Here is a 24,509-nt window from a genome sequence, read left to right on the forward strand (position 1 = left end):
CATTTTCGAGTCGCTTTTTTATTATTTGTCTATTAGAAATATTAGTAATTCAACTGATAAGTAGTAGTCATATCACTGTTATAACTAATATCAATACCAATATTATCTATTACTTGTGTTCCATTTTTAGTTTTAAGTTTGAAAGTGTGGCGAGCTACTTTATTCACTGTTAAGTCGATAGTTTTACCATTCTTATCTTTCTCTACTTTTATAGGGATAATAATATCAAACACTTTTTCATCACTTTTATCGCTTATCAATTGGTACTTTTTGCTTTTCTCAGTACCATTTTGAATGTTAGTAATAAGTGTGTTTAATTTTGTTAAATAATCAGCATCAGTAAAATAACCAAGACCTGTATTACTACCAGCTCTTGCATTTCGGGTTTCGTTGATAGTCTTTACAAAACCGTCGTTGTCAAAAGTATAAGTATAGTTATGAGTATAATTTAATGCAGTGCCATCTTTTGTTAAAACCATTTGTTGTAACAAGTTCTTAGGAGCCACTCCTTGTATCCAACCTATTCGAAAGTCAAAATACTGCATATAACTACCCACGATATCCCCTTCAAAGTTGTACAACAAAAACTTATTTTTGTTCAAGTTGTTGTTATAAGAAAGCTGATTTTCAAAGGTGGTAATTTTACCGTCCCAATTTCTCTTTTCACTAATCTTAGTCAAATTGTCATTTGTCCACTCAAAATCCCCTATTTTTGGAACATTTGTTAATCGTTCCTTGCTGTCGTAAGTTCCTAAACCTAACATATTACCAGTGGCATTGAGTCCTACTTCAAAATTTTCTACACCCCCTGTATCTTCATTGGGAAAAGTTATTTTCACAGAGCTATCTCCATAAATAAATGTTTTTACATTATCACTTTTGCCCTCTTCCTTTCTAGTAATCTTTTTGATTCTTCCTTTTTCATCGTATTCATAAGCAAAGTTCAAAGTTTTTGCTACAAATTTTTGACCGTTGAGAGAGGGTTCTAAGGTACTTTCAAGAGAAGGGGCAGGAGCACCACCTGTATAGTCTATTTCCACTATAATGAAGTTACAAGAAATAGTACTTACTTTTTTAGTAGGCAAGTAGTCACTTTGGGTAGTAGGAGTAGTAGTACCATTACCGCCATTAGGAGGGGTATCATCGTCTTTACTGCCACAGCCTACAAGCATTGCCATTGCTGCGATACTGAATAAAATTTTTTTCATTGGATGTAATATTTTATGAATTTAGATGCAAAAGTAATAATAAATTGTTAATCAGCAAATTTTATTCATTAGTAGTTAGTTGTTAGAAATGAGAACAGCTGAGGGTAGCGAGGAAGTCCGCGAGAGCGGAGTATGTGAGAGGGGGGTGTTTCCCCCTAGTGCCTAAGGCCTAGTGCCTCTTCCTCTTTCTTTCGCCTCGAAACCTCGTTTTTGGCATTTTTAGCCTTGTTGTATTATGGTATGAATCAACCACTTACACACCCTTTCTATACCAATCGTCCAAGATTCGTATAAGCTTCCTATAAGCTTTCTATAAGCTAACCCCACCCTTCTTACACCCTTTTTTCACCAAAATTCCTCTCAGCTACCTTTTGAATTTCTCCGTTTCATTCCGCTTCCTCAGATATGTCACTTTTAGGGGTACACCCTCCGCTAGTGCGAGCTTGTAGCTCGTACCCCATTTTCTAATTCTCTCATTTTCTCATTTGCTAATTTTCTCCGCCCGTGTGGCTCACACCGTCTGTATGGCTCGCACTTAGTATTGTTCCAAAAGATATTTAATAAGGTCAGTGGTTGTAACCAATCCCACTAACTTGCCGTTATCTACCACCGGTATAGAGTGAAAACTTTGGTCGGCTAATATTTCAGCCACTTCTTTAATCGAGGTATCAGCACTCACCGTAAGAGGTGTTTTAGCCATAATCTGTGGAATAGTATACATATCATACACCACCGAAGTAACCTCCTCTTCGCCATCAGTCATATCAGCAAAACTAATGCGCAAAAGGTCAGAATAGCTTACGATACCTATAAGCTTATCTCCTTCTACCACAGGAATATGGCGAATATTATGCTTCTTAAACAGTCGCTCAGCCTCATAAAGCGATTGAGTAGGAGTAAGAGTTACTAACTCCTTACTCATAATTTGTGATACAGGTACTCTTTGTTTCATAATATATACGTTTTTAAAATGAATAATTCCGTTTTGTAGTTAAATTACCCCACAAAGGTAGTTATAAAAGAGATATAAAGCAAAGTGTTTAACAAATATTTAACGTTCTAACATACCTCAACTCCCGAGCTTTCACAGCTTACTTTAACTCAAACTGATGTTGTGTCGGTCTAATCTTTCTTCGTCTTACCTTTGGGAGTATATAAAATAGAAAAAGCCGTTCAGACATCTCTGAACGGCTCTTTCGTTTCTAGTTAGTGAAAGAAATAATAATAATTTTACTTGTCAATAGACCCTACTACACGCTTCATAAAGCTGTTAAGGGCGTCTTTCTGTGGAGTACCTTGTTTAATCATATTGTCTACCTCGATAGCTCCGTAGAAGTTGGAGAGCAATTCGCCTATTACGTCCAGCTCCTCATCTTTGAGTTGCTCACATTCTATGAGATTTTCGAGCGTTTCTATCGTCTCATTCACGTAATCTTGGTCGTTTGTCTCAATAAATTGAACGATGTGTTTAATTACCGGTAATCTCATCTATAAATTGCTTTAAGAGTTCGGCTTTATTCGTTTGTATTTGGTTCACCAAAGTACCGTTTTTAAAAGCAGCGAAGGTAGGCAAATTATCTACTTTGGCTAATTTACGCGACTCTGTGAAAGCTTCTGCATCTACATAAATAAAAGTAGCATTAGGAGTTTCGCTGGCATACTTTTTAAACTTTGGTTTCATTATCTTGCAATTACCACACCATCCTGCGCCGTATTGTACGAATACAAGAGGATTAGAAGCTATTATTTCTTGCAAGTTATCTTGGGTAAGTTCTGTCATTATAAAAATAAAATAGTGATGAGTTTTTTAGTGTGTGATTTTCTCATTCTCATCCCCCCTCTCGCAAAGAGAAGAGGGGGAGAATGAGTTCCTTACAATGATCAAGTTATCTATAAGAGTGTTGTTTACTTTTTAGTGAGAAGCCAAGTAGCTGGCTACTCCTTTGCGGTCAGCGTGCATAGCCTCTTTACCTTCTTCCCAGTTAGCAGGGCATACTTCACCGTGTTGTTGTACGTGAGTATAAGCATCTACCAAACGCAAATATTCTTTTACATTGCGCCCTAATGGCATATCGTTAATACTTTCGTGAAATACTTTTCCCGTTTCATCGATAAGATAAGTAGCACGGAAAGTTACATCATCACCTTCAAGAAGGTAAGCATCAGCTGTTTCGTCGTAAATTTCACGAGAGTCGAGAATACCTAAAATACGAGCGAGGTTGCGGTTGCTATCAGCAAGGATAGGGTAAGTTACGCCTTCTATACCTCCATTGTTTTTAGGAGTATTGAGCCAAGCAAAGTGTACTTCGGCAGTATCGCAAGAAGCACCTATTACTTTCACATTGCGTTTCTCAAACTCAGCCAAAGCTTCTTGGAAAGCGTGAAGCTCAGTAGGGCATACAAAGGTAAAATCTTTAGGATACCAGAAAAGAAGAACTTTCTTTTTGTTGTTCACAGCTTCTGAAAGCACGTTTATTTTGAATGTATCCCCAAGGTCGCTCATAGCATTCACTTCGATATTGGGGAATTGTTTTCCTACAAATGACATATAATATTGTATTTTGTTTTACGGGTGCAAAAGTAGGGTGTTTTTGTATAGGAAGAAACGTTTTTTTATTGAAAGATTTTATATGAAGATAAATAATAATTATGCAAGAAAGTTCTTTTATTTCTTCTTGCGTAATTCTCGCCAAATATACACTATTTGTACTATTATTAAAAAGCTGTTAGGCAGTATCACCGGAATACTATTAATTAAGTAACCGTAAACAACAAAGAGAGCGCACCCCACCAAATTAGTAAGGCGTATATACACAAGATTATCTTTAATCAAAAAGCTGAGCACTACAAAAAGTGAAGCAGCATAACCAATAATATCAATCATTATTTTTTGCGTTTAAGCCGGGTTTGACGTCTGAACCAAAACATTGCCAAGGCTCCCAAAGCAAAGGCGATGTACAAATACCACTGAGTGCGGTCAGCAGTGCCCCACAAGTTATAAACCTCATAGGCACAGTAAAGAGCGATTGCCAAATAGGCATATTCAAAAAATATACGTGCGTTCATACTATTTTATATTGTTATTCTTCTTCGTTATCTTCAATAGCTAAGATACCTGTAGTTTTATGCGCTTTTACAGTCGAAAATTTCTTGTCGAAATCCATACCTATACCATTAGTAACAGTACCTTTAGTTTCATCGGTAAAACTAAATTCTCTATCGGTAAAAATCCAATCTTCTTTTTGGTCCCAAAAGAGCTGAGATGTTTTTAGTTTCTTACCGTCATAAGTAGTGAGTACTACATTGTCGCGCAGTTCTACCATATCGGAGCTCGGATAGATAATGCCGTAGTTAGCCTCTACGATATTTTTATGTCGTGCTTGGTCGTAAAACTCTACTTTCACCCCTTCGGGGAATTCAGAGTACGGCATACGCTGATTGGTAAAATCTTTATTTAATTTACTGGTAACAACAGCAACCACCTTAGTAGAATCGGTGTATACGAGTTTAAAATCAAAGGCTTCTCCTTGCGGGAATTTCTTTTGAATGCTCAGCTGTTGGAGATTGCGCATATCGTTATTACACGAAAAAAGCATTGCCATACTTATTAGTACGGCAATACTTTTCGTAATATCTAAAATCAATACCTTCATATGTTTTACAAACGTGGCACTGTGATAGATTGTCCTATCCAGCATTTAAAAGTAATGTTTTTACCTGCTAAACCAGATTCAAATACATCTACTTTTGAAGGAGCTAAAGCATCGTAACGAGCAGCTAAACTTTCCAAACCTCCTTTACGAGCAGTTTTAGCAGCTAACCAATAAACGGCTCTTTTTTCAAAAGGAGTACTACCACATTCATTAGCTGAGCTTGCGTAGGCGTGTGCCATAATACGATAAGCGTCGGAGTTTGAAGGGTTGTAAGAAAGTGCTTTTTGAGCATAGGCAACCGCTTGTGCTTTGCTGTGTTTAGAGGCGATACGAATGAGCAATTTTGATTTCTTAAAGTTGTCTGTCTCTAAGTTCACTGACTCATTGTAGTACTGAATGGCTCTAGAAGAGTTTCCTGCTTTGTCATTCATTACCCCTAAATAGTAAGCTGAGTTTGCTGACGGTTTTACGTTGTGCAATGAGGTTACGATTTTCACGAATAGAGGGTCTTTGGTACAATCTTTATCTGACATTTTACCTGCTGCACGGCGCAACCATTCTTCATTGTTCTTATTTGCCTCAAAGTTCTTGGTGTAAAGAGGAATAAGGTTTTTACAATCAGCAAGCTGACCGAGTTTAGCATCTACGCTCTCTGCAATAGTTTCGTAGTTATCTACGCGTTTACGACAACCGTCCAAGAGCCTTTTGTCTTTTTCGCTAAGAGTACCTGCTTCTTCTTGAGCTAAATACTTGTTGATAGTTTCAGAAAGCTCATTCTTTTCGTCTTGAATTTTATCGGATACGTTGTCATAAGCATCGAATACTTCTTGCAATTCTTTTTGTCCTTTTTCGTGTAAAGAAACTAATTCAGAGAAGTACAAGTACAGAGCCTTTTCGTTTTTAAAGTTAGCTTTATCTTCGGTAAAGGCTTTGTGCAAAAGATCGTAAATCTCTTTATCTGTTCCTATTTTTTCGTCGAACATCAAGAGGGCTTGACGAATACGCATTTCAGTAGCTGAAAGACGTGTAGGGAATGTTTTGTTATAATCGGTATAGAGTTGTAACAATTCTTTGGCATTTTGAGTCTTTTCAGCACCTGTGGTTGTATTCATTTTGTCTTGCAAGATGCGTTCGCCATAGGCAAAGGTAGCATAGTGTAAAGAAGGACATTGGGTATATACTTCCTTCCATACAGGATAAGCCTCTTTGTAATTTTTGGCTTTGGCATACTCACTAAATATAGAGAGTTTTTGCTTTAATTCTTCGTTGTTTTTGCAATCTTGTGCTTGTGCATAGGCAGCATAAAAGAAACTTGCAACTACTGTGGCTAATAAAATTCTTCTTCTCATTCTTTGTTTGTTTTTTATTGATATTTTGTTCGTTGGAACCACTTATCGTTTAAAGTGAAACCTATTTTTAAGTTGAAATAATTTTCCTTTACTAAATTGGCTGAGGTAGTACCTCTTATGCCGTATTCTCCCACAAGGGTAAGATTTGAAAATCCTTTTACGGGTAAACTAAGTCCAAAAGACGTGCCAAAGTCGTTTATGTTTTCGTTATTGAGCACAATTCCTGTATTTTCATAGCGCAAACCTATACGGTAGGTTACTCTTTTCCAGTAACTTGAATAGGAATTGTAGTTAGGAATCCAAAAACCTCCTAAGGCTATTTTGTATCCGTCGGTATAACTGACATTGGTGGTAGTAAGGAATGGATTTGAAAATGCTTTTGTATTGGCATAGGTATACTCAATCCCTGTAAACCATTTTTGGTGTTCTCCTAAACCTAATCCAAACTCTATTTGAGTGGGCAAGGTAAGTGAGGTGTTTTTGAGCCCTAAGGCTTCTAAATCTAAAGCACGTGTTTCGCGTATTGCCAATTGTGGTGCGGAACGCCTGTTGTTTCCTGTTACATAGCCTAAGGTAGAGATATTGCGTTGGTTTTCAGAAGACAGTTTGCTTTGCGGCGTATATACCAATGAGGTATACAAACGCAAGCGGTGTTTCAAAGTCTCTTCGTAATACAAACCTAAGTTAAAAGCACCTCCTTTTAGGCGTGATTTGCTAAACTCTTGGGTATAGAATTGTACATCTTTTTGTTGCAAGAGGTCGGTCATATCGATGGTTCCAAAGTTATAACGAAAAGAAGCTCCTAAACTGAATCCGCCGAATATTTTTACCCCAGAGGAAAGAAAAAACTGATTCACATTTCCTTTTCCTTCAAACTGGTTTACTGTTTCGCTTGTGGTGTGCTTGAGTTTATAACCTACCGATGAGTAAGGCACCAACCCAAACGATACCCCAAAGTTTTCGAGAATAGGGAACCCGAGTGTAAAATAATCGAAGGCGGAGGATTTAGTACCTATTTTTGTTTCATTTGTAACAATATTTTTGCTTTGCATTGTAAATCCGGCTGAAAAAGCGGTGAATTTTAAGTGCGAAAGTGAGGCAGGATTCTGCATATTGATACGAGTAGAATCGGCATAGACACCAATTCCGCCCATAGCACTTTCCTCGGCTATACCGTTAAAATTGCGTTCACCGACTCCGTAAAAAGAGTAAGGCGACTCAGTAGTTTGTTGCGCAAAACTCACGTAAACGGTTGTAAATAAAGCACTAATAAGTGTGATTAGTTTCTTGTTCATAAATATTTATCCAATATTAGTAACGTGTGCCTCTCCTTCTTTTGTTTGATATTCTAAGATGGCATTCAGCCCCTCGAGCAACACGTATGAGCCTGCAAATATCTGATTTTTTATTCTTTCTTGCAAATAATTTTGATTACCCCCTGTTAAAATAGTGATAAGCGAAGGGAATTTTCCTTCGTATTTTTTAATCACTCCCTCGATTTCGCACACCACATTGTGATAGACACCTGAGAGCATACAGCTTTCGGTAGTATTTCCTATAAACTGTTCAGTATCAAAAAGCTGTTCGGATACTAATGGCAGTTTGGAAGTGAAATGGTGCATCGCTTTTAGGCGCATTGCTATGCCTGGGGCGATAGCTCCTCCGAGGTACTCTTTTCTATCGGTAACTATATCGAAAGTAATGCAGGTACCCGCATCGATGATAAGTACGTTGCGGTTGGGGAAACGTGTTACCGCACCTGCTACCAGAGCCAAACGGTCGATACCTAACGAGAGAGGGGTTGCATACTTATTGACGAAAGGCACAGGGGTTTCAGCAGTGAGGTATAACACATCTGGCAGGAGTTGTTCTAAGAAAGAGAAACGCTCTTTAACCCCAGTTACCACCGAAGCGATGATGCAATGAGTTACCTCGTTTAAAGGTACTTTGCTTAAAAAAGATTCTTGAAAACCCTCTTTGGCAAAGGAAAGAAAGAATGTTTGTATTCCTTTTTTGAACAGTGCTACTTTTATGGACGTATTACCTTCGTCTATTATTAAATTCATTTTCAAAAATCATTGGGTGTGTGATTATCCTGCAATAATTGCGCCAAAAAAAGAAGGTCTATTATTTCTTTTTATTTTACTCGTACTCGTGAGGAAGCTACTAAAGAGGCTAAAACGCCCAAAACTACAATCGTAGCCAATACAATGAGTACATTTAAAGGAGTAATGGCGACAGGGTAGGCTAAGGTAGGGCTTATCATTACAAACTGGAAATGTTGTTGTAAGAGGACTACCGCAACGCCTAAGGCAATGCCTATCAGAGCGCCGATTACCGATGCCATCGTGCCTTGCCAGAAGAATATCTGTCGCATTTGTTTTTCGTTCATACCGAGCGCATAGAGCGTTTGCAGGTCGTCTTTCTTGTCGAGTATCATCATAATGATAGCACCTACAAGGTTGAAAAGTGCAATGATGAGTACCAAGATGAAAATCAGATACACCGCTATATTTTCGGTATTGAGCATACGGTAAAGCGCATCGTTTAGCTGTACGCGGTTCTTGACTACTACGGGCTCTTGAAAGAGCTGTGAGAGCTGTTCGGCGACTTGCTTTTCATCAGCATTGGGGGCTAATTTCACTTCTATCGCTGAGACCTGCTTCTTACTTAGCCCCAATAAGAATTGGGCTTCGTCTAATGATGAAAATACGTATTTCTTATCTAATTCTTCTGTGAGTTGGTAGATGCCTTGTACTACTGAAAAGGCTTGACGGTAGGGCATTGGGTCGTTTAGGATACTGCCTTTGCCTGCCTTGGGAACTACTATTTGTAGGGGGGAAGAACCATCGAGGAGATTTAAACCGAGATTATTGAAAATAGTAGCGCCCACTATCACACTGGGAGGTGAGAGCTCCCAATTGCCCAGCACGAGGATACTATCGACATCGTTTACTTTGGGGTACTCAGCATCTACTCCCTTGATATAGGCGATGTGGTTCTTTTGGTTGTGAGTGAGAAACACCTGTTCTTCTAACACTTTGGTAAAGTGTGCTACCGATGAGAGTTGGCTTAATTTGAGTGTATCTTGATCGGTGAGTGATAGGTATTTTCCTGTTTTGGGAAACACTTTTAGGTCGGGGTCGAAAGTAGAGGAGAAGGAAAGCGTAAAGTTTTTGAGACCTGCGAAGCCGGCGAGCACAATAAAGAGGGCAGCACCGCCCAACACTACCACAAAAGCCGTAACCCTATTGATGATGTTGATAACGTTCTGCGAACTTTTGGCGAACATATAACGCCTTGCTATGTAGAAAATAGAAGTCATTGTTAATGATTAGTGATTAATGGTTAGTGGTTAATGACAGGTGCAAAGATATGGAGTAATTAGCAAATTGGCAAAATTTGGGAATTAGCAAATTCTAAAATACGTCATTACTGCCTTGTACTCATCTTGCGCTGTTAAGCAAGTGTCGAGCAAAAAGCCTTCTGTTTGTTCCCAATTTTGTAGCCCGCGATAGTAGAACCAACGGAGTTGTTCGGTAATGATAAAAGGAACTATGTTGTTAGCCAAACATTCTTTAAAGAGCAACAAACGCCCTATGCGTCCGTTGCCGTCTTGAAAGGGGTGAATGGTTTCAATACGCCAATGAAAATCGACCAAATCACGAAAGGTTTTGGTTTGTTTTTGGTGGTAATCGACTAACAAAGCGGTCATTTCCTGTTCTACATTTTCAGGCAGAGTGGTGGCATTGCCTCCTACTTCGTTAGGTAGTTTCTTATAGTCGCCTATCGCAAACCAATCTTTATTGCTATCGGAAGTATCTGCTTTGAGAATGCCGTGAAAGGTTTTAATCATCTCTTGGGTAAGAGGTTCAGTAGCGCATTCCAACATTGCATCAAAAGCCTTAAAATGATTAATAGCTTCGAGAATATCATCAATTTTTACTGCTTGCTGGGTAATGCCAATGGTATTGGTTTCGAAAATATAGCGCGTTTGTTCGTGTGTGAGCTGGCTACCTTCTATATGATTGGAATTATAGCAAAAATCTATCTGAGTGCGGTGATAAATACCGCCCTTTAGCTTTGTTTCTTTCTCTTGTAATAATTGTTTTAAAAGCATTTTATTTCTTTAATAATTTAGCTGTGTTCTTTTCTAATACTTTTAAACTCTCTAAGTATGATTCTTCAATAGGTGAAAGGGTTCTGGCTTCATAAGTGCGGTATTCTCGTGTTGCTTTTTTCTCAGCTTCGTCGTGACTAATAGTTCCCGCTCCTTTTAATACGCCTTTGCCATAATTGGCTGAAAATTTATCTAATTCATCTACCCAATCTTGCATATACATAGGGCTTTGTGTTTGTGCTTTAAGTTCAGCCAAATCAAAAAAAGCTGAAACAAGACGGTTTAGGCGAAATAATTCTTCTTCGGTGAGATAGTTTTTAGCGATTTTAGCTTCGTTCAAAGTAGGTAATGCTCCTTTAAAAGTAGTGAGTCCCATAAAATCTTTGGTACTATCAGCTCTGTTATAAATGAGTTCAGCTGAAGTTTGCAGGCTACTGGCGTAATGCAGTTTGTTTTGTACTACTTTGAAAAAAGTGAGAGTTGTTTCACTTTTAGGGTCGTAATCTTTACTGGTAGCATACAAATCTAACACTTGGCGGTATAAAGCTTTTTCACTTGAACGAATATCGCGAATTCTATTGAGTAGTTCTTTCCAATAATCACCTCCTCCATTGCCTTTGAGGCGCTCATCGTCCATCGTAAAACCTTTTATGATGTATTCTTTCAGTCGTTGTGTTGCCCATTGGCGAAAGCGAGTAGCAATACTACTTTTTATCCGATAGCCAACAGAGATAATCATATCAAGATTATAGTGTTTTGTAATGTAGTTTTTCCCATCAGGAGCAGTTGTTCGGAATTTCCGAACAACTGAATTTTCAATGAGTTCTCCTTCTTCAAAAATATGCTTGATGTGTTCACTTACATTAGCTTTGCTGGATTGATATAGTATAACTAATTGTGCTTGTGTAAGCCATACGGTATCCTCTTCAAGTCTTACATCTATTTGGGCTGACCCATCTTCTCGCTGATAGAATAAGATTTCTCCTTTTTGGTTTTCCATTTTTTGCAGGTTAAATTAGCAAACTTTTATTTTTACGTCATTTTTCTTTTGTAGAGCAAGTCTCGGTTTTCGATGGGGTTTTCTTCCTCTTTGAGGGATTGCTCAATACCCTCGATGTATTGCAAAGAATCGTCAATATAAAAAAACAACTCGGGCATACGACGGAATTGGTGTTTGGTGATTTGCGACAGTTCGTGCTTGATGAGGGGCGCATTAGAGGTTACACCTTTGAGCACCTCAGCTGCCTTTGCTTCTGGAAATACACTGAGGTACACCTTGGCTACTGATAAATCGACGGTTACATTTACTTTGGTTACCGAGATGAGTAGGTTTTGTTGCCCTGCATCGCGTATGGATTGCTGCAACACTTTGGCTAATTCTTCTTGAATAATGCCTGCTATTTTCTTTTGTCTGTTGTTTTCCATTAGTTTGTTTATTTATGGTGCAAAGATAGGGAATAATACTGATAATACCAAAAATGCCAAAAGAGCGGTAAAAATTAGGAAATTAGGAAATGAGAGAATGAGAAAATGAGAGAATGAGGAAATTAGCAGATTAGAGAATTAGAAAATGAGGAAATGAGAAAATGGAGTAAATGCTAATAATACCAGAAATGCCAATAATACCAGCAAGGGAAATGGACGGGTCGGACAGGTCAGAGGAGAGGTTGAGGAATTCGGAAGGAAACGGAGGGATTCGGAAGAGGAGAGGAAGGGTTTTTGATGAAAAAAGGGTGTAAGGAGGGTGGGGTTAGCTTATAGAGAGCTTATAGGAAGCTTATACGAATCTTGGACGATTGGTATAGGAAGGGTATATAAGTAATTGACTCATAGTACAATACAACAGTGCTAAAAATGGTAAAAACGGGGTTTCGAGGCGAAAGAAAAAGAATCCTCACCCCGTCCCTCTCCCAAGGAGAGGGGGAATGTAGTGACGGAAAAGGAGAAGAAAAATTAGAGAATTGGCAAATTAGCAAATTAGAAAATTAGGAAATTAGTTGGAGAGTCTCTGAGAGGTTTCTCCAACTATTAGCTACATTGGGTGCTTATATCTTCATATTTAAAAAGTTGGGAATCACGGTGTCGGCGGCTTTAAGGACTTCGGGATTGCCGACTCCTATTACTTTCATTCCGGCACTCTTGGCGGCTTGTACGCCTGCGGGAGCGTCTTCGAATACACAACAATCAGCAGGGGGAAGCCCTAAACCTTCGGCGGCTTTGAGGAATACTTCGGGGTCGGGTTTGGCTTTGCTTACCATTGTGCCATCGACAATAGCATCGAATAGGGGGAGAATGCCGGTGCGCTCCAACACTAAATGGGCATTACGGCTTGCAGAGCCCAAGGCTATCTTTTTGTGATGGGCTTTGAGGAGCTGTAAGAAGTTTAACACACCAGGGAGTAACTCGGAGCTATCGATACTACTGATTTGCTCTAAGTACAATTTGTTTTTGCGCAAGGCGGTATCGGTAAAGTCGGTTTCGGAGAGTGTTTTGCCTGCCCATTGGAGGATTTGGTGCAAAGAGACTTCGCGCCCGATGCCTTTCAGCTGTTCGTTATGCTGAGGAGTGAGCTCAAAATTAAATTCTTTGGCAATGGTTTTCCAGGCGATATAGTGGTATTTTGCGGTGTCGACGAGCACACCATCTAAGTCGAAAATATATCCTTTCATTTTTTTAGTTACTTGTTACGTCGGTCTTCACCCCAGAGTAGTTTATAGCGCAGGGTGTTTATAAAGCTGTCTCCGTCGAGGCGTATCATTTTCACGACAAAGGGAGCTTTACGGACTATAATGGAGTGTTTGTTAGCAATGGGCTTGATATGTGAGTCGAGCGACATTAAAAACTTCTTTTCTCTGCCTGATACAGTGAGTTTTACTTCGGTATCTTCGGGGATTACCAGCGGGCGCGCGTTGAGGTTGTGAGGGGCGATGGGGGTAATCACAAAGTTTTTGGCAGTAGGGAGTATTACAGGTCCGCCACAGCTAAGAGAGTAGCCTGTGGAGCCTGTGGGGGTGGAGATGATGAGCCCGTCAGCCCAATAGGAGGAGAGGAAATCGCCGTTGAGTTCAGTATCGATAGTAATCATAGAGGCGGTATCTTTACGAGTAAAGGTTATTTCGTTCAGAGCGAAGTTCACAGGGGCTACGGGTTCGCCTGTATCGGCGTAAACGGCTTCGATAACGGAGCGTTCTACTACTTTGTAATTTCGTTCGCGGAGTTGTGTTAGTACGTTTTTCAGGTCGTCTTTATGTGCATTTGCCAAGAAGCCCAAGCGTCCTGCATTGATACCGAGAATGGGGATTTGCAGGTTTCGTACATAAGTAACCCCTTTGAGCAATGTGCCGTCGCCACCAATAGTGAGCATTACATCGTAAGAGGAGTTGAGGTCTTCGAAGGAAGCAAAAGATTTTGCTTTGAGGAATTGCTCGGAGCGATCGTTGAGGTCGCTGAGGATTTCGCGTTCTATAAACACCTTATCGGAGGGCAATAGAAGGGTAAAAAGCTCATTGAGAATGGCTTCGTTTTCCTCGGAGTACTGACGTATGTAAATAGCAATCTTCATTTTAAGCAGAAAACTAAGAATTTTTGGCAAAGATACAACTTTTGAAGAAAAGGAGGGTATTTAAGAGGTTTTATTTTGGGTTGGGCGAGGGGAATTAAACCTTTAAAGAAGTATGGTTTACGTTATAGAAGCTGAATAAAAATCTAGGCTTCACTTTGTGAAATTGGTGAGTTCTTTTGCTTATTATTTTTTCTTGTTTATCTCAGAAAAAAGTAGTATATTTGCACTCGTGATTCGTTATACTAAAATAAATTAAATGGATTTTGAACGTATCAAAGAAAAGCTAGCTATCCTTGCTGATGCTGCCAAATACGACGTGTCTTGCTCGAGTAGTGGGAGTGCTCGTAAGGCGGTGAAAGGTGAATTGGGCAACGCTGCGAACTTCGGTATCTGCCACTCGTTTACTGAGGACGGCAGGTGTATTTCTTTGCTCAAAATCTTACTTACGAACCACTGTATCTACGATTGTATTTATTGTGTGTCGCGACGCAGTAACGATATACAGCGCGCTGCTTTTAGTGTGCAGGAAGTGGTAGACCTTACTATTAATTTCTACCGACGGAATTACATCGAGGGGCTGTTCTTGAGTTCGGGAGTGTTCAAAGACCCTAATACTACGATGGAACGATTGGTGCGTGTGGCTAAGAAGTTGCGGACAGAAGAGCGCTTTAACGGTTATATTCACCTGAAAACAATACCTGGGGCAAGCGAAGAACTGATTCACGAAGCAGGGCTTTATGCCGACCGTCTGTCCGTTAATCTTGAAATACCTACCAAAGAGGGGTTGAAACTGCTTGCGCCAGAGAAAGACCACCGGCAGATGCTTACCCCGATGCAACAGGTGAAGAACGAGTTGGCAATGCATTCGCTTGAAAAGAAGAAGTTTAAGCATACGCCTAAGTTTGCGCCTGCCGGACAGACCACCCAAATGATTATAGGCGCGACTGACGAAACCGACCATAAGATTATAAAGGTTGCCAGCTATATGTATGACAAGCTTGAAATGAAGCGAGTGTATTATTCGGGTTATGTGCCGGTATTGCAGGATAGTAGGTTGCCGTCTATCCACAGCCAAGTGCCCATAGTGAGAGAAAACCGCCTATACCAAGCCGATTGGCTGATGCGTTACTACGGCTTTGCTCCTGATGAGATTTTAGATGCTCGGCAACCGTTCCTCGATTTGGAAATAGACCCTAAATTAGCGTGGGCATTGCGTCACCCTCATCTTTTCCCCGTAGATGTGAACACGGCTCCGCGTGAAATGCTCTTGCGCGTTCCAGGGGTGGGAGTACGGTCGGTACAGAAGATACTTGCGGCGCGTACTTTTCAGAAGCTCACGTATTACTCGCTCAAACAAATAGGGGTAACCTTAAACAGAGCAAAATACTTCATCACTTGTAGCGGGGCTACGCCGTTGGCAGGCAGTATGGAACCCGCCAAACTTCGCCATTTGCTTATCGCTAATAGCCACAACAAGCATAAGGAGCTTTTCGGTGGACAGTTGTCGTTATTTTGATTAATAATTCTGTGTAAGCGATGGGTTCTTCTCCATTACGTCCTTAGGAAAGGGAACGATGTACATAGGCGAATTGGGAGGCAGGGTATAGGTGCGTTGCGGTACGGTGGTATTCACCAGAGGGAAGGTGCGTTGCAAGGTTTTGGCATAAGCACTCTCGGTGTTCAATCGTTTTAAATCGAAAAAGCGATTAAAGCCCATAGCGAGCTCTCTACGGCGCTCGTCGATGATGAGTTTTACGGTCTCCTCAGTAGTAGCAGGGGTAGCAAGGGTCGCACCATTGCCTTTTATGCGTTTGCTACGGAGGATATTTACGGTTTGCATCGCCCCACTGAGGTTGCCCAAGCGCGCTTTGCACTCGGCTAAAGTAAGGTACATCTCACCTGTTTTCATTCCTACGGTAGGGTAGAAGAACTTAGTGGCGAGCATATCCCAGTTGGCAGTACCCGAACCTTTATCGTTATAACGGTGGTTCTTATTGAAGAAGAGCTTGAAGCGCATATCGTTTTCGGCATCAAAAAGGTTGCAAAACTCAGGACTCACGGGGTAGATGTACCAAATATTCATCTCGGTATGTCCGTTCATATAGGCTAAGTTGAGCACTTCGAGGTTTTTATCTACTGTGATAGGGGTAGGACTTGCCTCATAAGCCACCATATCTATGAGTTGGTTGTTGTACGACAGACTCTTTTGGGCTGCCACTAATGCCTGCTGATATTCTCTTCTGAATAGGTGCACTCTGGCTTTCAAGGCATAGCCAAAAGCTAATGAGGGGTGATATACATTCACAGGGTGTTCTTGCAAAAGAGGTAACGCCGCCTCAATATCTTCTTGAATAAAATCATACACTTCTTTTACGGTAGCTTTGGTAGGGTGAGCTTCTAAGTCGAATTCACGCATTAGGCACACACCACCATCGGTAGCTGCTGTGGTAGGGTCGTAGCCTTTGGCGTAAACGTTTACCAGCATAAAATAATCAAAAGCTCTTAGCAAGCGGGCTTCGGCTTTGGCACGTGCTTTTAGTGACGCATCGCCTTTGGCTTTATCAACGGTAGTGATAATCATATTCCACCTACCTATATAGCTGTATACATTGTTATAAAAGGGTGACGACTCGATGTAATCGGCACGCGGGGCACTTTCTTCGTAATAGAAGTTGATGCTGTTCAAGTCGGGTGTCTTACCGATGATACTACTCTCCTTCACCCAGTTGTCGTCTACCAAAGTGCGGAAGTTAAAAGGAGGGTAGTTTTTAGTGGGGAGTACTACCAAATCGTAGTATTCCTCGGCGGTGTTGATAATCTTTTCACCTTTGGGAGTGAGGTCGGTGTATTTGTCGCAAGCGCTGAAAAACAGGGCTATGAATATGATGGTTTCAATTCTTTTCATTGTAAAATAATAGTAATTGATTAACAATATATTGTTACTTTTATGGATTGCCCCCTTTCTTTCGGAAAGGGGGAACGGGGGTTAGGCTTTTATATTACTTTCACTTTGTCAAAATCTAAGAACTTTTACAAAGTTTGTGATTTATGGCTAAAAACTAAATGATATACCGAAAAACGCTGCTGTTGCTACGGGCAGAGCGCGTCTTCCAGAGTTGAGGTGATAGGTTTCGGGGTCTATATCGTCGCCAGCAGCACACCAAGTGAGTAGGTTGTTGAGCTGAGCGGTAATTTTAGCCTCTTGTAAGCGCAATTTCTCGCAAATGTTTTTAGGAATATAACACGAAAATAACACATTGCGCCATTTGATATAATCGGCGTTTACCACGTGATTGTCGCCGAGTTGCCAAAGTGTATTCACCGTATTAGCAGTGCGTCTCAAAGTCGCTGGATAATCGAACGACATACGAGGCATATCAGTGGGGTTCGTAGCTGTCCAACGTTGGGTAATATCTCGATGGGTTTCGCTTTCTTGATTGATGGAATAAGTGTCTTTGCGAAGTTTATGTCCACCCGCATATATAAACATCGTACCGAACTCAAAAGCCTTATAGCGCAGTTGCAAGCTAAGGGCTCCGTTAAAGGTGGGGTTCATCGTTCCTAATCTTACGAGGGCATCTTCGCTTATGATATCTTTAATAGTGGGCACTCCATTGGCGTCGAAAGTGGTATTAGGGTTGCCGTTTTCGTCTAAATAAATAGGGTAGCCATTGGTGGTTCCCTTGTACCGATAGGCATAAAGCGAGTTAAAGTCGTCTCCTTGTTTGTAATAACGCAAGGGGTTACGAGCGTATTCCACAGCATTAGTAGGCTTGCTACTCACTTTCTCAATGGTATTTTTGTTGTAGGCAAAAGTAGTTCTTACAGTAAGTTGCAAATCTTTGGCTAACTCACGTGTAGCATTCAAACTCACTTCTATTCCTTTGTTCAGTAAAGCTCCGTTATTGATGAGTCGTCTTTGAGCACCTACGGTAGGGTCGAGTTCGGTCAGTACCAACAGGTCAGAACTGTAACGACGATAAAGGTCGATACTTCCTGAGAGCCAATACCACATACCGAAGTCAATACCTAAATTGGTGGTTTCAGTCTTTTCCCAACGTAATTTAGGGTTAGGCAAATCGGTATCGTTGAACTGTAAATACTGTTGGCTAGGGTAAGCGCCTCGCACATCGGTAAGCAAACGTCCGCGTAAGAAAGGCGTAGTAGTTTGGTCTACATTACCACTGACACCATAGGTAAGGCGCAGTTTTAGCAAGTTTACCACATTACCATAGAAGAAATCTTCGCGATGCAAATTCCAGCTACCGCCTACTGACCATAGCGGACGGTATTTGTACTTGGGGTCTGCCCCAAACATATCAGCTTGGTCTACGCGCACACTCCCTGTGAGGTTGTATTTCTGATGGTATGAATAGCCCAACGTGCTATAAAAAGAGATAAAGCGGTGTTTGGTCTCGCTTTGCTGATTACGGCTCAGCGATAGCGACTGCCTGCCGTAGAGATAGCTAGTAACACCCGGATTGTAGAGGTCTTTCCAGTTCAGGGTAGGGAAGGAGAGCGTTTGCTCGTCGTAACCATATTGCATTTCCTTAGTATTGCGCGGGGTGTAGTGCTGACGCATCTCGAAGCCCAATAGCGCTGTCACATTGTGTGCCTCCGCAAAAGTGCGATTGAAATCCAACTGCTGACGGAAGGTATAATGCTGTGTTTGCCCTTTCTCCTGTTCGTAATAACCGCCTTCGGGCAGTTCAGAAGAGAATTTTTGAGTAGTAGCGTCTTGTTTTACCAATTGGTTGTGGCGCAAACGCATATAATAAGTGTCTTTGCCAAAGAAAGTTTCACTGTTGCGAGTGTTTAACTCATATTGAAAATAGCTTTGGTATTGCAAGCCTTTGAGGATAGATACTTGCAGATTTGCAAACGGACGCAAACTGAGGTTGTACTGTTTTTGATGTTCTTGCGCTATCGATTCCAATAAATTGAAGCTATACGAGCGGAAAGCATCGTTGTCCGCAATTTGTTCTAAAATATGTCCGTTTATGGGGGCAACTAAATTAAAACCCGCATACGGATTTGTTCCCAATAGCCGAGTGTAACGCGGTTGCTTTAAGTAATCGGTATACAAATTCCGCACTTGTTCAGCTACGGCATCAACAGCGGTATATCTGCCATTCACCCCTATGGTACTTTTTAGCCAAGGCGTGAGCTGGTAAGTGTTTTTTAAATAAAGGTTCAGAGCGCGCGTCTTTTCGGTAACAATACGCTCATCGGTGTCTTCATATTGCAACGAAGCGTAATTCTGACTGCGGTTATTACCACTTTCTACGCTTATATTGTAGCGTTTGCTGATGATAGGTTGCCACACATAACGCTTGAAGTCGCGAAGGTAATCGCGGTTGCGCCACTCGTTAAGCGTACTGTTCACCTCTTGCTGGCTGAGTTTTCCTTTGGCTTGGTCGCGGTATAGCTGGAAGAGAGGCGAGTAATACCTCACTGTTTGCCTGCCCCCAATTTCTCCGTAGGAAGCAAAAAGGTCATCTACATTGCCATTGCTATCAGCCAATTTGCTTTGGTAGAAAGCCGTTTCGAGGTCGATAAGATCGGACGTCGAAGCGTAGCGCATACGGCTCATATTAGGTTTGAAAGTATAGAACAGGTCGGTGTGCACGTTGATACGCAAACCATTCTGTAAGCCCTTTTTGGTAACAATCACAATCACCCCATTGGCAGCGCGCACCCCGTAGATAGCCGTCGCAGCAGCGTCTTTCAGTACCGTTACCGACTCGATATCTTTGGGGTTGATATCTTCTAATGGCGTATCGGTAGGGATATCGTCAATCACCACCAAAGGCGAATAGCCCACATTGCCCGAAAAAGTACCTACCCCGCGCAGTATAGGCACCTCTTTCCCTGTAAAAGGGTCTTTTGTAAAGCGCACACCTGCTATTTGTCCCTCAATAGCCTCTTGTACGGTTCTATTAAGCTGACGGTTGAGCTGGTCTGTCCTTATTTTGGTATAAGCTGAAGTAGTTTGCTCTTTGTGAAGATTTTGGTAGCCCGTAGCCACTACATCGGTAGAACTTAAAGTGATAATCTCCGGTTCCAAATGCACTTTTAAGAAAGGTTGTTCAGCCGAAACGGTAAATTCACGTGATTTCATACCTAAGTACGAAATCCTTATCACTTCTCCTGCTTTTGCAGAAATCCGAAATTCCCCTTTGATATCGGTAAGGGTTCCCATAGATAGCAGTATATTGTCGTTTTTAACTACTACTGCTGCACCTTCCAAAGGGTGGTTTGTCACATCGGTTACTTTGCCCGATACACTAATCATTTGGGCGAAAGCGCCCACAAAGCAGCAGAGGAAGAACCCCCACGCTATTACATATTTTTTCATAAACGGTCTTATTGGTAAACAATACCTCTTATAAACATTTTATATACATTAATAAAGTCATCACTCTCGTCCCACTCCTCCCATAAGTCCAGCAGGTCAAAAAACTATCTTTCAATCGCTTTTCCGTCACTACATTCCCCCTCATAGAGGAAGTCCGCGAGAGCGGAGTATGTGAGAAGGGGGAGGTTTCTTTTGGTTTTCCACCACCACACACCCACTAAACTCCTCTCACAAATTTCCTAATCTCCAAATTTGCTAATTTGCTAATTCTCTTTCCCGTCACACTTCCTCCTAGTGCCTATGGCCTAAGGCCTATCACCTCTTCCCTTTTCTTTCGCCTCGAAACCCTGTTTTTAACATTTTTAGCGTTGTTGTATTATATTATGAGTCAACTATTTATATACCCTTTCTATACCAATCGTCCAAGATTCGTATAAGCTTCCTATAAGCTCTCTATAAGCTAACCACACCCATCTCATAGCCTTTTTTCATCAAAACCCCTTCTTCTCCTCTTCCGAACTTTTCCGTTTCCTTCCGAAACCTCCAACCCCTCCTCTAACCTGTCCGTCCCGTCCATTCCCTTGGTGGTGGTATTATTGACATTTCTGGTATTTTTGGCATTATTGGCATTTACCCCATTTTCTCATTCTCTCATTTTTTCATTTTCTCATTTTCTCATTCTCTCATTTTCTCATTTGCTAATTTTCTCATTCTCTCATTCCCCCCTCTGTATGCCCTCAAACACTTTTTTAACGGCGACAAAAGTAGTAAATAGAGTCGAACTACGCAAATTATTTTGAAAGAAACTAAATTACACTTCCGGTAAGTACTGCCAATAGCGTTTCGGCATATTCCTCATTTGGTATTTTGCGTTCTTGCGCTCGGCTATGTTAATATGCTGAAAATAAGTCTTCCAAAGCGTTTGATAAGCATCAGCAGTAGCCGGAGTAAGTGCTCCAAAATGCTTATCCGCAGGAGTAAAAGGCAACACCTCGTGTAGATTGTAAATAAAACCATAACCCCGTTCAGGGTCGTAAAGCACCCACTGTTGGTCAGAAAAACGCGTTTTGAAATGAGGAACAACCAGTGGCAACACATCATACTCAGGTACTATTTTGGCAAAGTAAAGTTCGCCTACCTTTTCAAAACGCACAAACTCTTTCATTCGGTGTACTTCACGCCCCACACTCTTAGCCGCTTTGTGTATAGAGGCAATAGCCCTATGGGCAAAGTTCTCCAACACTTTCCCCTCAGGGTATTTCACCATCAGCCTAATAGCCTCCAATAAGTAGTCTTCCATATGTGTTTCTTCCGATAAGAAAGCCCTTAGCACAATCGCCACCCCTTCTTTACCCCAACACTGTTCTATTTTGGTAAGTACCCGTTGCGCTTTCTTAGCATTGGTATACACCGTTTCCTCCTCGCCAAAAAGCAAAGGCGCAAACCGATGTCTCGCTACAATAGTCACCTCGTTGTAACGATACTCAAAAACAGCAAATACCGCTGTGAGGAACCCCTCAAAAGTACTGTCGTATACCAAATGTTTCAAAGCCAAATACAGTTAAATAGGCAAAAGCCCGCAAATATACTTCTTTTTTTATTTTAATAATATGTTTTAACAATAATCACCGTCCCCACATTCCTCCTTTGTAGCTTGTCCCCCTCGCCTTTGGAGAGGGGGAACGGGGGTGAGGACGTAATGCCTCACACCTCCTCATTTCCTCATTTTCTCATTCCCTCATTTTCTCATTTCCTCATTTTCTCATTTCCTCATTTTCTCATTTCCAAATTTCCTCATTTTCTCATTCCCTCATTTCCTCATTTCCTCATTTCCTCATTCCTCCTTTGTAGCTTGTCCCCCTCGCCTTTGGAGAGGGGGAACGGGGGTGAGGAAAATTATATCCATTTCAAAAAATATTTATACCTTTGCACTACGCATTAATACTTTATTATGAAAGACGATTTGTTGTATCTTATTGCCTTAAAGAAAATCCCTCTCATAGGCGATATAACTGCCAAGAAGCTTATCTCCCACTTTGGAAGTGCTCAAAACGTATTCGCTCAACCCAAAAGTGCCTTAGAGAAGGTAACAGGTATTGGCTCTAAGATTACTCAAAACATACTCAGTGCTCGGTGTTTGCACGAAGCAGAAACCGAATTGCAATTCACTCAAAAGCAAAACATCAGCATTATAACCTATACCGATGAACAGTATCCCTCCTCTCTCAAACAATGTGTAGATAGCCCTATACTGTTTTACCAAAAAGGAAATATCCACTTGCAAAATAAACGACTGCTCAGTATTGTAGGCACTCGCAATATTACCAGCTATGGCACAGCTTTTTGCGAAAAACTCATCGAAGAACTCGCCTCGTTAGATGTGGTAATCGTCAGTGGGTATGCCTATGGAGTAGATATTACCGCCCATAAGGCAGCGATGAAACACCGCCTACAAACGGTGGCTTGTCTTGCTCACGGACTCAATACTATCTACCCCGCTACTCATAGTAAGTATTGTGAGGCAATGGAAGAAAACGGCGGTTTCATCACCGATTTCAGTAGCCAGAGTCCGTTCGATAGAAAGAATTTCCTCAGCCGTAATCGCATTATCGCAGGGCTTTCACAGGCGACCGTAGTTGTTGAGTCGGGACTAAAAGGAGGTAGCTTAGTCACTGCCGATATAGCTTTCTCCTACAATCGCGAAGTATTTGCCGTGCCAGGGCGCACCACCGACCCGTATAGTATGGGGTGCAATGAACTGATACGCAACGGTAAAGCAACCCTACTCACCTCAGCCAAAGACCTCATATACCAATTAGGTTGGGATACCCCAGCCCCAAAAGCCGTACAGCAAGAACTTTTTGTAACTCTTTCTCCTGAGGAAGAAACTATTAGCGCATTTCTCAAAGCCAATGGCAAACAAAGTTTAGACGAGCTCGCCTTGGGGTGCCAAATGCCCATCTACCAACTCTCCAATCTCCTCTTTCAAATGGAAATCAAAGGAGTGATAAAACCCCTTCCAGGCAAGAGGTTTGAAGCAATCTAATTACTGAATCCTAATCCCTTGAACAGAAAAATCATACATATCGATATGGACGCCTTCTATGCTTCGGTAGAACAGCTCGACTACCCCGAACTGCGTGGGAAAGCAATTGCAGTAGGCGGAGGGGAACCACGCGGTGTGGTTGCTACTGCCAGCTACGAGGCGCGCAAGTTTGGGGTGCGTAGTGCTATCAGCGGGGCGCAAGCGCGCAAACTGTGCCCACATCTCATTTTTGTAAAACCTCGATTCGAGCGCTACAAGCAAATATCGATGCAAATACGCGCTATTTTCCACGAATATACTGATTTGGTCGAACCTCTTTCCCTTGATGAAGCTTACTTAGACGTAACCGTAAACAAAAAGAGCAACCCTTCGGCTACCCTTATCGCCCAAGAGATTCGCCAACGCATCTTCCAACAAACCGGACTCACGGCTTCGGCAGGCATTTCGGTAAATAAGTTTATCGCTAAAATCGCCAGCGACTACCGTAAGCCCAACGGACAAACCACCATCACCGAAGCCGAAGTGCAAGATTTTTTAGACAGACTCGATGTGCGCAAGTTCTACGGCATTGGCAAAGTAACAGCCGAGAAGATGTACCAGCTGGGGATATTTAAAGGGAAGGACTTGCGCGAGAAATCATTGGAGTTCTTAGAGCGGAATTTTGGTAATAGTGGTCATTATTACTACGAACTCTCACGAGGCATTCACCGCAGTGAGGTACAGCCTTTCAGAATACGCAAATCAGTAGGTGCAGAAGAAACTTTTGTCGAGAACCTCACCAGCGAAGTGTATATGCTACGCGAACTCGACCATATAGCCGAAGATGTAGCCCGTCGTCTCGACAAACAGCAAGTAGCCGGCAAAACCGTTACCCTGAAAATCAAATACAGTAACTTTACGGTGCAAACGCGCAGTAAAACCCTTAAAGATTTCATAAGTAGTAAAGACGACATACTCTTGCACATCAAAGAACTGCTCTATCAAGAACGCCCTGCCGAATCAGTACGACTCTTAGGCATCTCGCTTTCTCACCTCAACAACGAACCCGAAAAAGAAGAAGTAAAGAAGCCAATGTACATACAACTAAAACTAGAATTCCCAGATTGATAAGAAAGAGTTATCGCTATACCTCTAACCTGTCCGATTTGCTCGATAAAGTCTGACCTGTCAAAAAACTATTTTTATCACTACTCATTTGCTAATTCTCTCACTT

The 24,509-nt window shown here is 41.5% G+C and carries 23 protein-coding genes; 3 read left to right on the top strand and 20 right to left on the bottom strand.

The window, feature by feature from the left end; all coding sequences use genetic code 11:
* Positions 1–41: 41 nt before the first annotated feature.
* From HMPREF1320_RS00760 to HMPREF1320_RS00840, 17 genes are all read right to left on the bottom strand, one after another.
* The gene (locus HMPREF1320_RS00760) at positions 42–1,208 is read right to left on the bottom strand and encodes a cell division protein FtsB (protein ID WP_009417072.1); all 1,167 of its coding nucleotides are present in this window, start codon (positions 1,206–1,208) and stop codon (positions 42–44) included.
* 535 nt (positions 1,209–1,743) lie between these two features.
* Complete coding sequence (locus tag HMPREF1320_RS00765; RefSeq protein ID WP_009417089.1) at positions 1,744–2,160, bottom strand: CBS domain-containing protein; 417 nt, start codon at positions 2,158–2,160, stop codon at positions 1,744–1,746.
* Between the two features lie 278 nt (positions 2,161–2,438).
* Positions 2,439–2,696: a DUF6952 family protein gene (locus tag HMPREF1320_RS00770; RefSeq protein ID WP_009417095.1), complete on the bottom strand. Its 258-nt coding sequence runs from the start codon at positions 2,694–2,696 to the stop codon at positions 2,439–2,441.
* On the bottom strand, positions 2,677–2,988 hold the full coding sequence (locus HMPREF1320_RS00775; protein ID WP_009417068.1) for a thioredoxin family protein: 312 nt from the start codon (positions 2,986–2,988) through the stop codon (positions 2,677–2,679). Before HMPREF1320_RS00775 ends, HMPREF1320_RS00770 begins: the two co-directional genes overlap by 20 nt.
* A gap of 132 nt (positions 2,989–3,120) precedes the next feature.
* Positions 3,121–3,756 (bottom strand): peroxiredoxin, encoded by a 636-nt coding sequence (locus tag HMPREF1320_RS00780; RefSeq protein WP_009417106.1) that lies wholly within the window; start codon positions 3,754–3,756, stop codon positions 3,121–3,123.
* A 117-nt stretch (positions 3,757–3,873) separates the two neighbouring features.
* Positions 3,874–4,092 carry a YgjV family protein gene (locus HMPREF1320_RS00785; RefSeq protein WP_009417104.1) on the bottom strand — a complete coding sequence of 73 codons (219 nt, stop codon included), beginning with the start codon at positions 4,090–4,092 and terminating at the stop codon, positions 3,874–3,876.
* A complete protein-coding gene (locus HMPREF1320_RS00790; RefSeq protein ID WP_009409979.1) occupies positions 4,092–4,274 on the bottom strand; it encodes a hypothetical protein in 183 nt (60 codons plus the stop codon). The genes HMPREF1320_RS00785 and HMPREF1320_RS00790 overlap by 1 nt, the downstream gene beginning before the upstream one ends.
* Before the next feature lie 14 nt (positions 4,275–4,288).
* Entirely contained in the window at positions 4,289–4,861 is a 573-nt protein-coding gene (lptC, locus tag HMPREF1320_RS00795) for an LPS export ABC transporter periplasmic protein LptC (protein WP_009417097.1), read from the bottom strand.
* A 5-nt stretch (positions 4,862–4,866) separates the two neighbouring features.
* Positions 4,867–6,210 (bottom strand): hypothetical protein, encoded by a 1,344-nt coding sequence (locus HMPREF1320_RS00800; RefSeq protein WP_009417067.1) that lies wholly within the window; start codon positions 6,208–6,210, stop codon positions 4,867–4,869.
* Between the two features lie 14 nt (positions 6,211–6,224).
* Positions 6,225–7,505 (bottom strand): membrane protein, encoded by a 1,281-nt coding sequence (locus HMPREF1320_RS00805; protein ID WP_034553740.1) that lies wholly within the window; start codon positions 7,503–7,505, stop codon positions 6,225–6,227.
* A 6-nt stretch (positions 7,506–7,511) separates the two neighbouring features.
* Positions 7,512–8,276 carry a type III pantothenate kinase gene (locus HMPREF1320_RS00810; RefSeq protein WP_009417119.1) on the bottom strand — a complete coding sequence of 255 codons (765 nt, stop codon included), beginning with the start codon at positions 8,274–8,276 and terminating at the stop codon, positions 7,512–7,514.
* A gap of 71 nt (positions 8,277–8,347) precedes the next feature.
* Positions 8,348–9,502 (bottom strand): ABC transporter permease, encoded by a 1,155-nt coding sequence (locus tag HMPREF1320_RS00815; protein WP_009417086.1) that lies wholly within the window; start codon positions 9,500–9,502, stop codon positions 8,348–8,350.
* Positions 9,503–9,619: 117 nt separating this feature from the next.
* The gene (locus tag HMPREF1320_RS00820) at positions 9,620–10,330 is read right to left on the bottom strand and encodes a Fic family protein (RefSeq protein ID WP_009417100.1); all 711 of its coding nucleotides are present in this window, start codon (positions 10,328–10,330) and stop codon (positions 9,620–9,622) included.
* Between the two features lies 1 nt (position 10,331).
* The gene (locus HMPREF1320_RS00825) at positions 10,332–11,330 is read right to left on the bottom strand and encodes a virulence RhuM family protein (RefSeq protein ID WP_009417124.1); all 999 of its coding nucleotides are present in this window, start codon (positions 11,328–11,330) and stop codon (positions 10,332–10,334) included.
* Positions 11,331–11,362: 32 nt separating this feature from the next.
* Entirely contained in the window at positions 11,363–11,755 is a 393-nt protein-coding gene (gene rbfA, locus HMPREF1320_RS00830; RefSeq protein WP_009417134.1) for a 30S ribosome-binding factor RbfA, read from the bottom strand.
* A gap of 620 nt (positions 11,756–12,375) precedes the next feature.
* Complete coding sequence (gene pgmB, locus HMPREF1320_RS00835) at positions 12,376–12,999, bottom strand: beta-phosphoglucomutase (protein ID WP_009417103.1); 624 nt, start codon at positions 12,997–12,999, stop codon at positions 12,376–12,378.
* Between the two features lie 8 nt (positions 13,000–13,007).
* Positions 13,008–13,892, bottom strand: coding sequence for an NAD kinase (locus HMPREF1320_RS00840; protein WP_002674060.1), 885 nt, complete (start codon positions 13,890–13,892; stop codon positions 13,008–13,010).
* 256 nt (positions 13,893–14,148) lie between these two features.
* On the opposite strand from HMPREF1320_RS00840, the gene HMPREF1320_RS00845 reads away from it, so the two are divergent.
* Positions 14,149–15,408 (top strand): putative DNA modification/repair radical SAM protein, encoded by a 1,260-nt coding sequence (locus tag HMPREF1320_RS00845; RefSeq protein WP_009417078.1) that lies wholly within the window; start codon positions 14,149–14,151, stop codon positions 15,406–15,408.
* Here the strand turns inward: HMPREF1320_RS00845 and HMPREF1320_RS00850 are convergent, their stop codons facing one another.
* The 3 genes from HMPREF1320_RS00850 to HMPREF1320_RS00860 all read right to left on the bottom strand — a co-directional run bounded on the left by HMPREF1320_RS00850 (position 15,409) and on the right by HMPREF1320_RS00860 (position 21,805).
* Complete coding sequence (locus tag HMPREF1320_RS00850) at positions 15,409–16,797, bottom strand: RagB/SusD family nutrient uptake outer membrane protein (RefSeq protein WP_034553745.1); 1,389 nt, start codon at positions 16,795–16,797, stop codon at positions 15,409–15,411. It lies immediately after the preceding gene.
* A gap of 147 nt (positions 16,798–16,944) precedes the next feature.
* Positions 16,945–20,250, bottom strand: a complete 3,306-nt coding sequence (locus tag HMPREF1320_RS00855; protein WP_009417081.1) for a SusC/RagA family TonB-linked outer membrane protein — start codon at positions 20,248–20,250, stop codon at positions 16,945–16,947.
* Positions 20,251–21,061: 811 nt separating this feature from the next.
* Positions 21,062–21,805 carry a TIGR03915 family putative DNA repair protein gene (locus HMPREF1320_RS00860; protein ID WP_083835338.1) on the bottom strand — a complete coding sequence of 248 codons (744 nt, stop codon included), beginning with the start codon at positions 21,803–21,805 and terminating at the stop codon, positions 21,062–21,064.
* Positions 21,806–22,201: 396 nt separating this feature from the next.
* On the opposite strand from HMPREF1320_RS00860, the gene dprA reads away from it, so the two are divergent.
* Together dprA and dinB are read left to right on the top strand one after the other, a co-directional pair.
* Complete coding sequence (gene dprA, locus HMPREF1320_RS00865; RefSeq protein WP_009417075.1) at positions 22,202–23,296, top strand: DNA-processing protein DprA; 1,095 nt, start codon at positions 22,202–22,204, stop codon at positions 23,294–23,296.
* An 18-nt stretch (positions 23,297–23,314) separates the two neighbouring features.
* Positions 23,315–24,403 carry a DNA polymerase IV gene (gene dinB, locus HMPREF1320_RS00870; RefSeq protein WP_083835339.1) on the top strand — a complete coding sequence of 363 codons (1,089 nt, stop codon included), beginning with the start codon at positions 23,315–23,317 and terminating at the stop codon, positions 24,401–24,403.
* The last annotated feature ends 106 nt before the right edge of the window (positions 24,404–24,509 follow it).

This window comes from Capnocytophaga sp. oral taxon 335 str. F0486, assembly GCF_000277665.1.
Lineage (GTDB): Bacteria > Bacteroidota > Bacteroidia > Flavobacteriales > Flavobacteriaceae > Capnocytophaga > Capnocytophaga ochracea.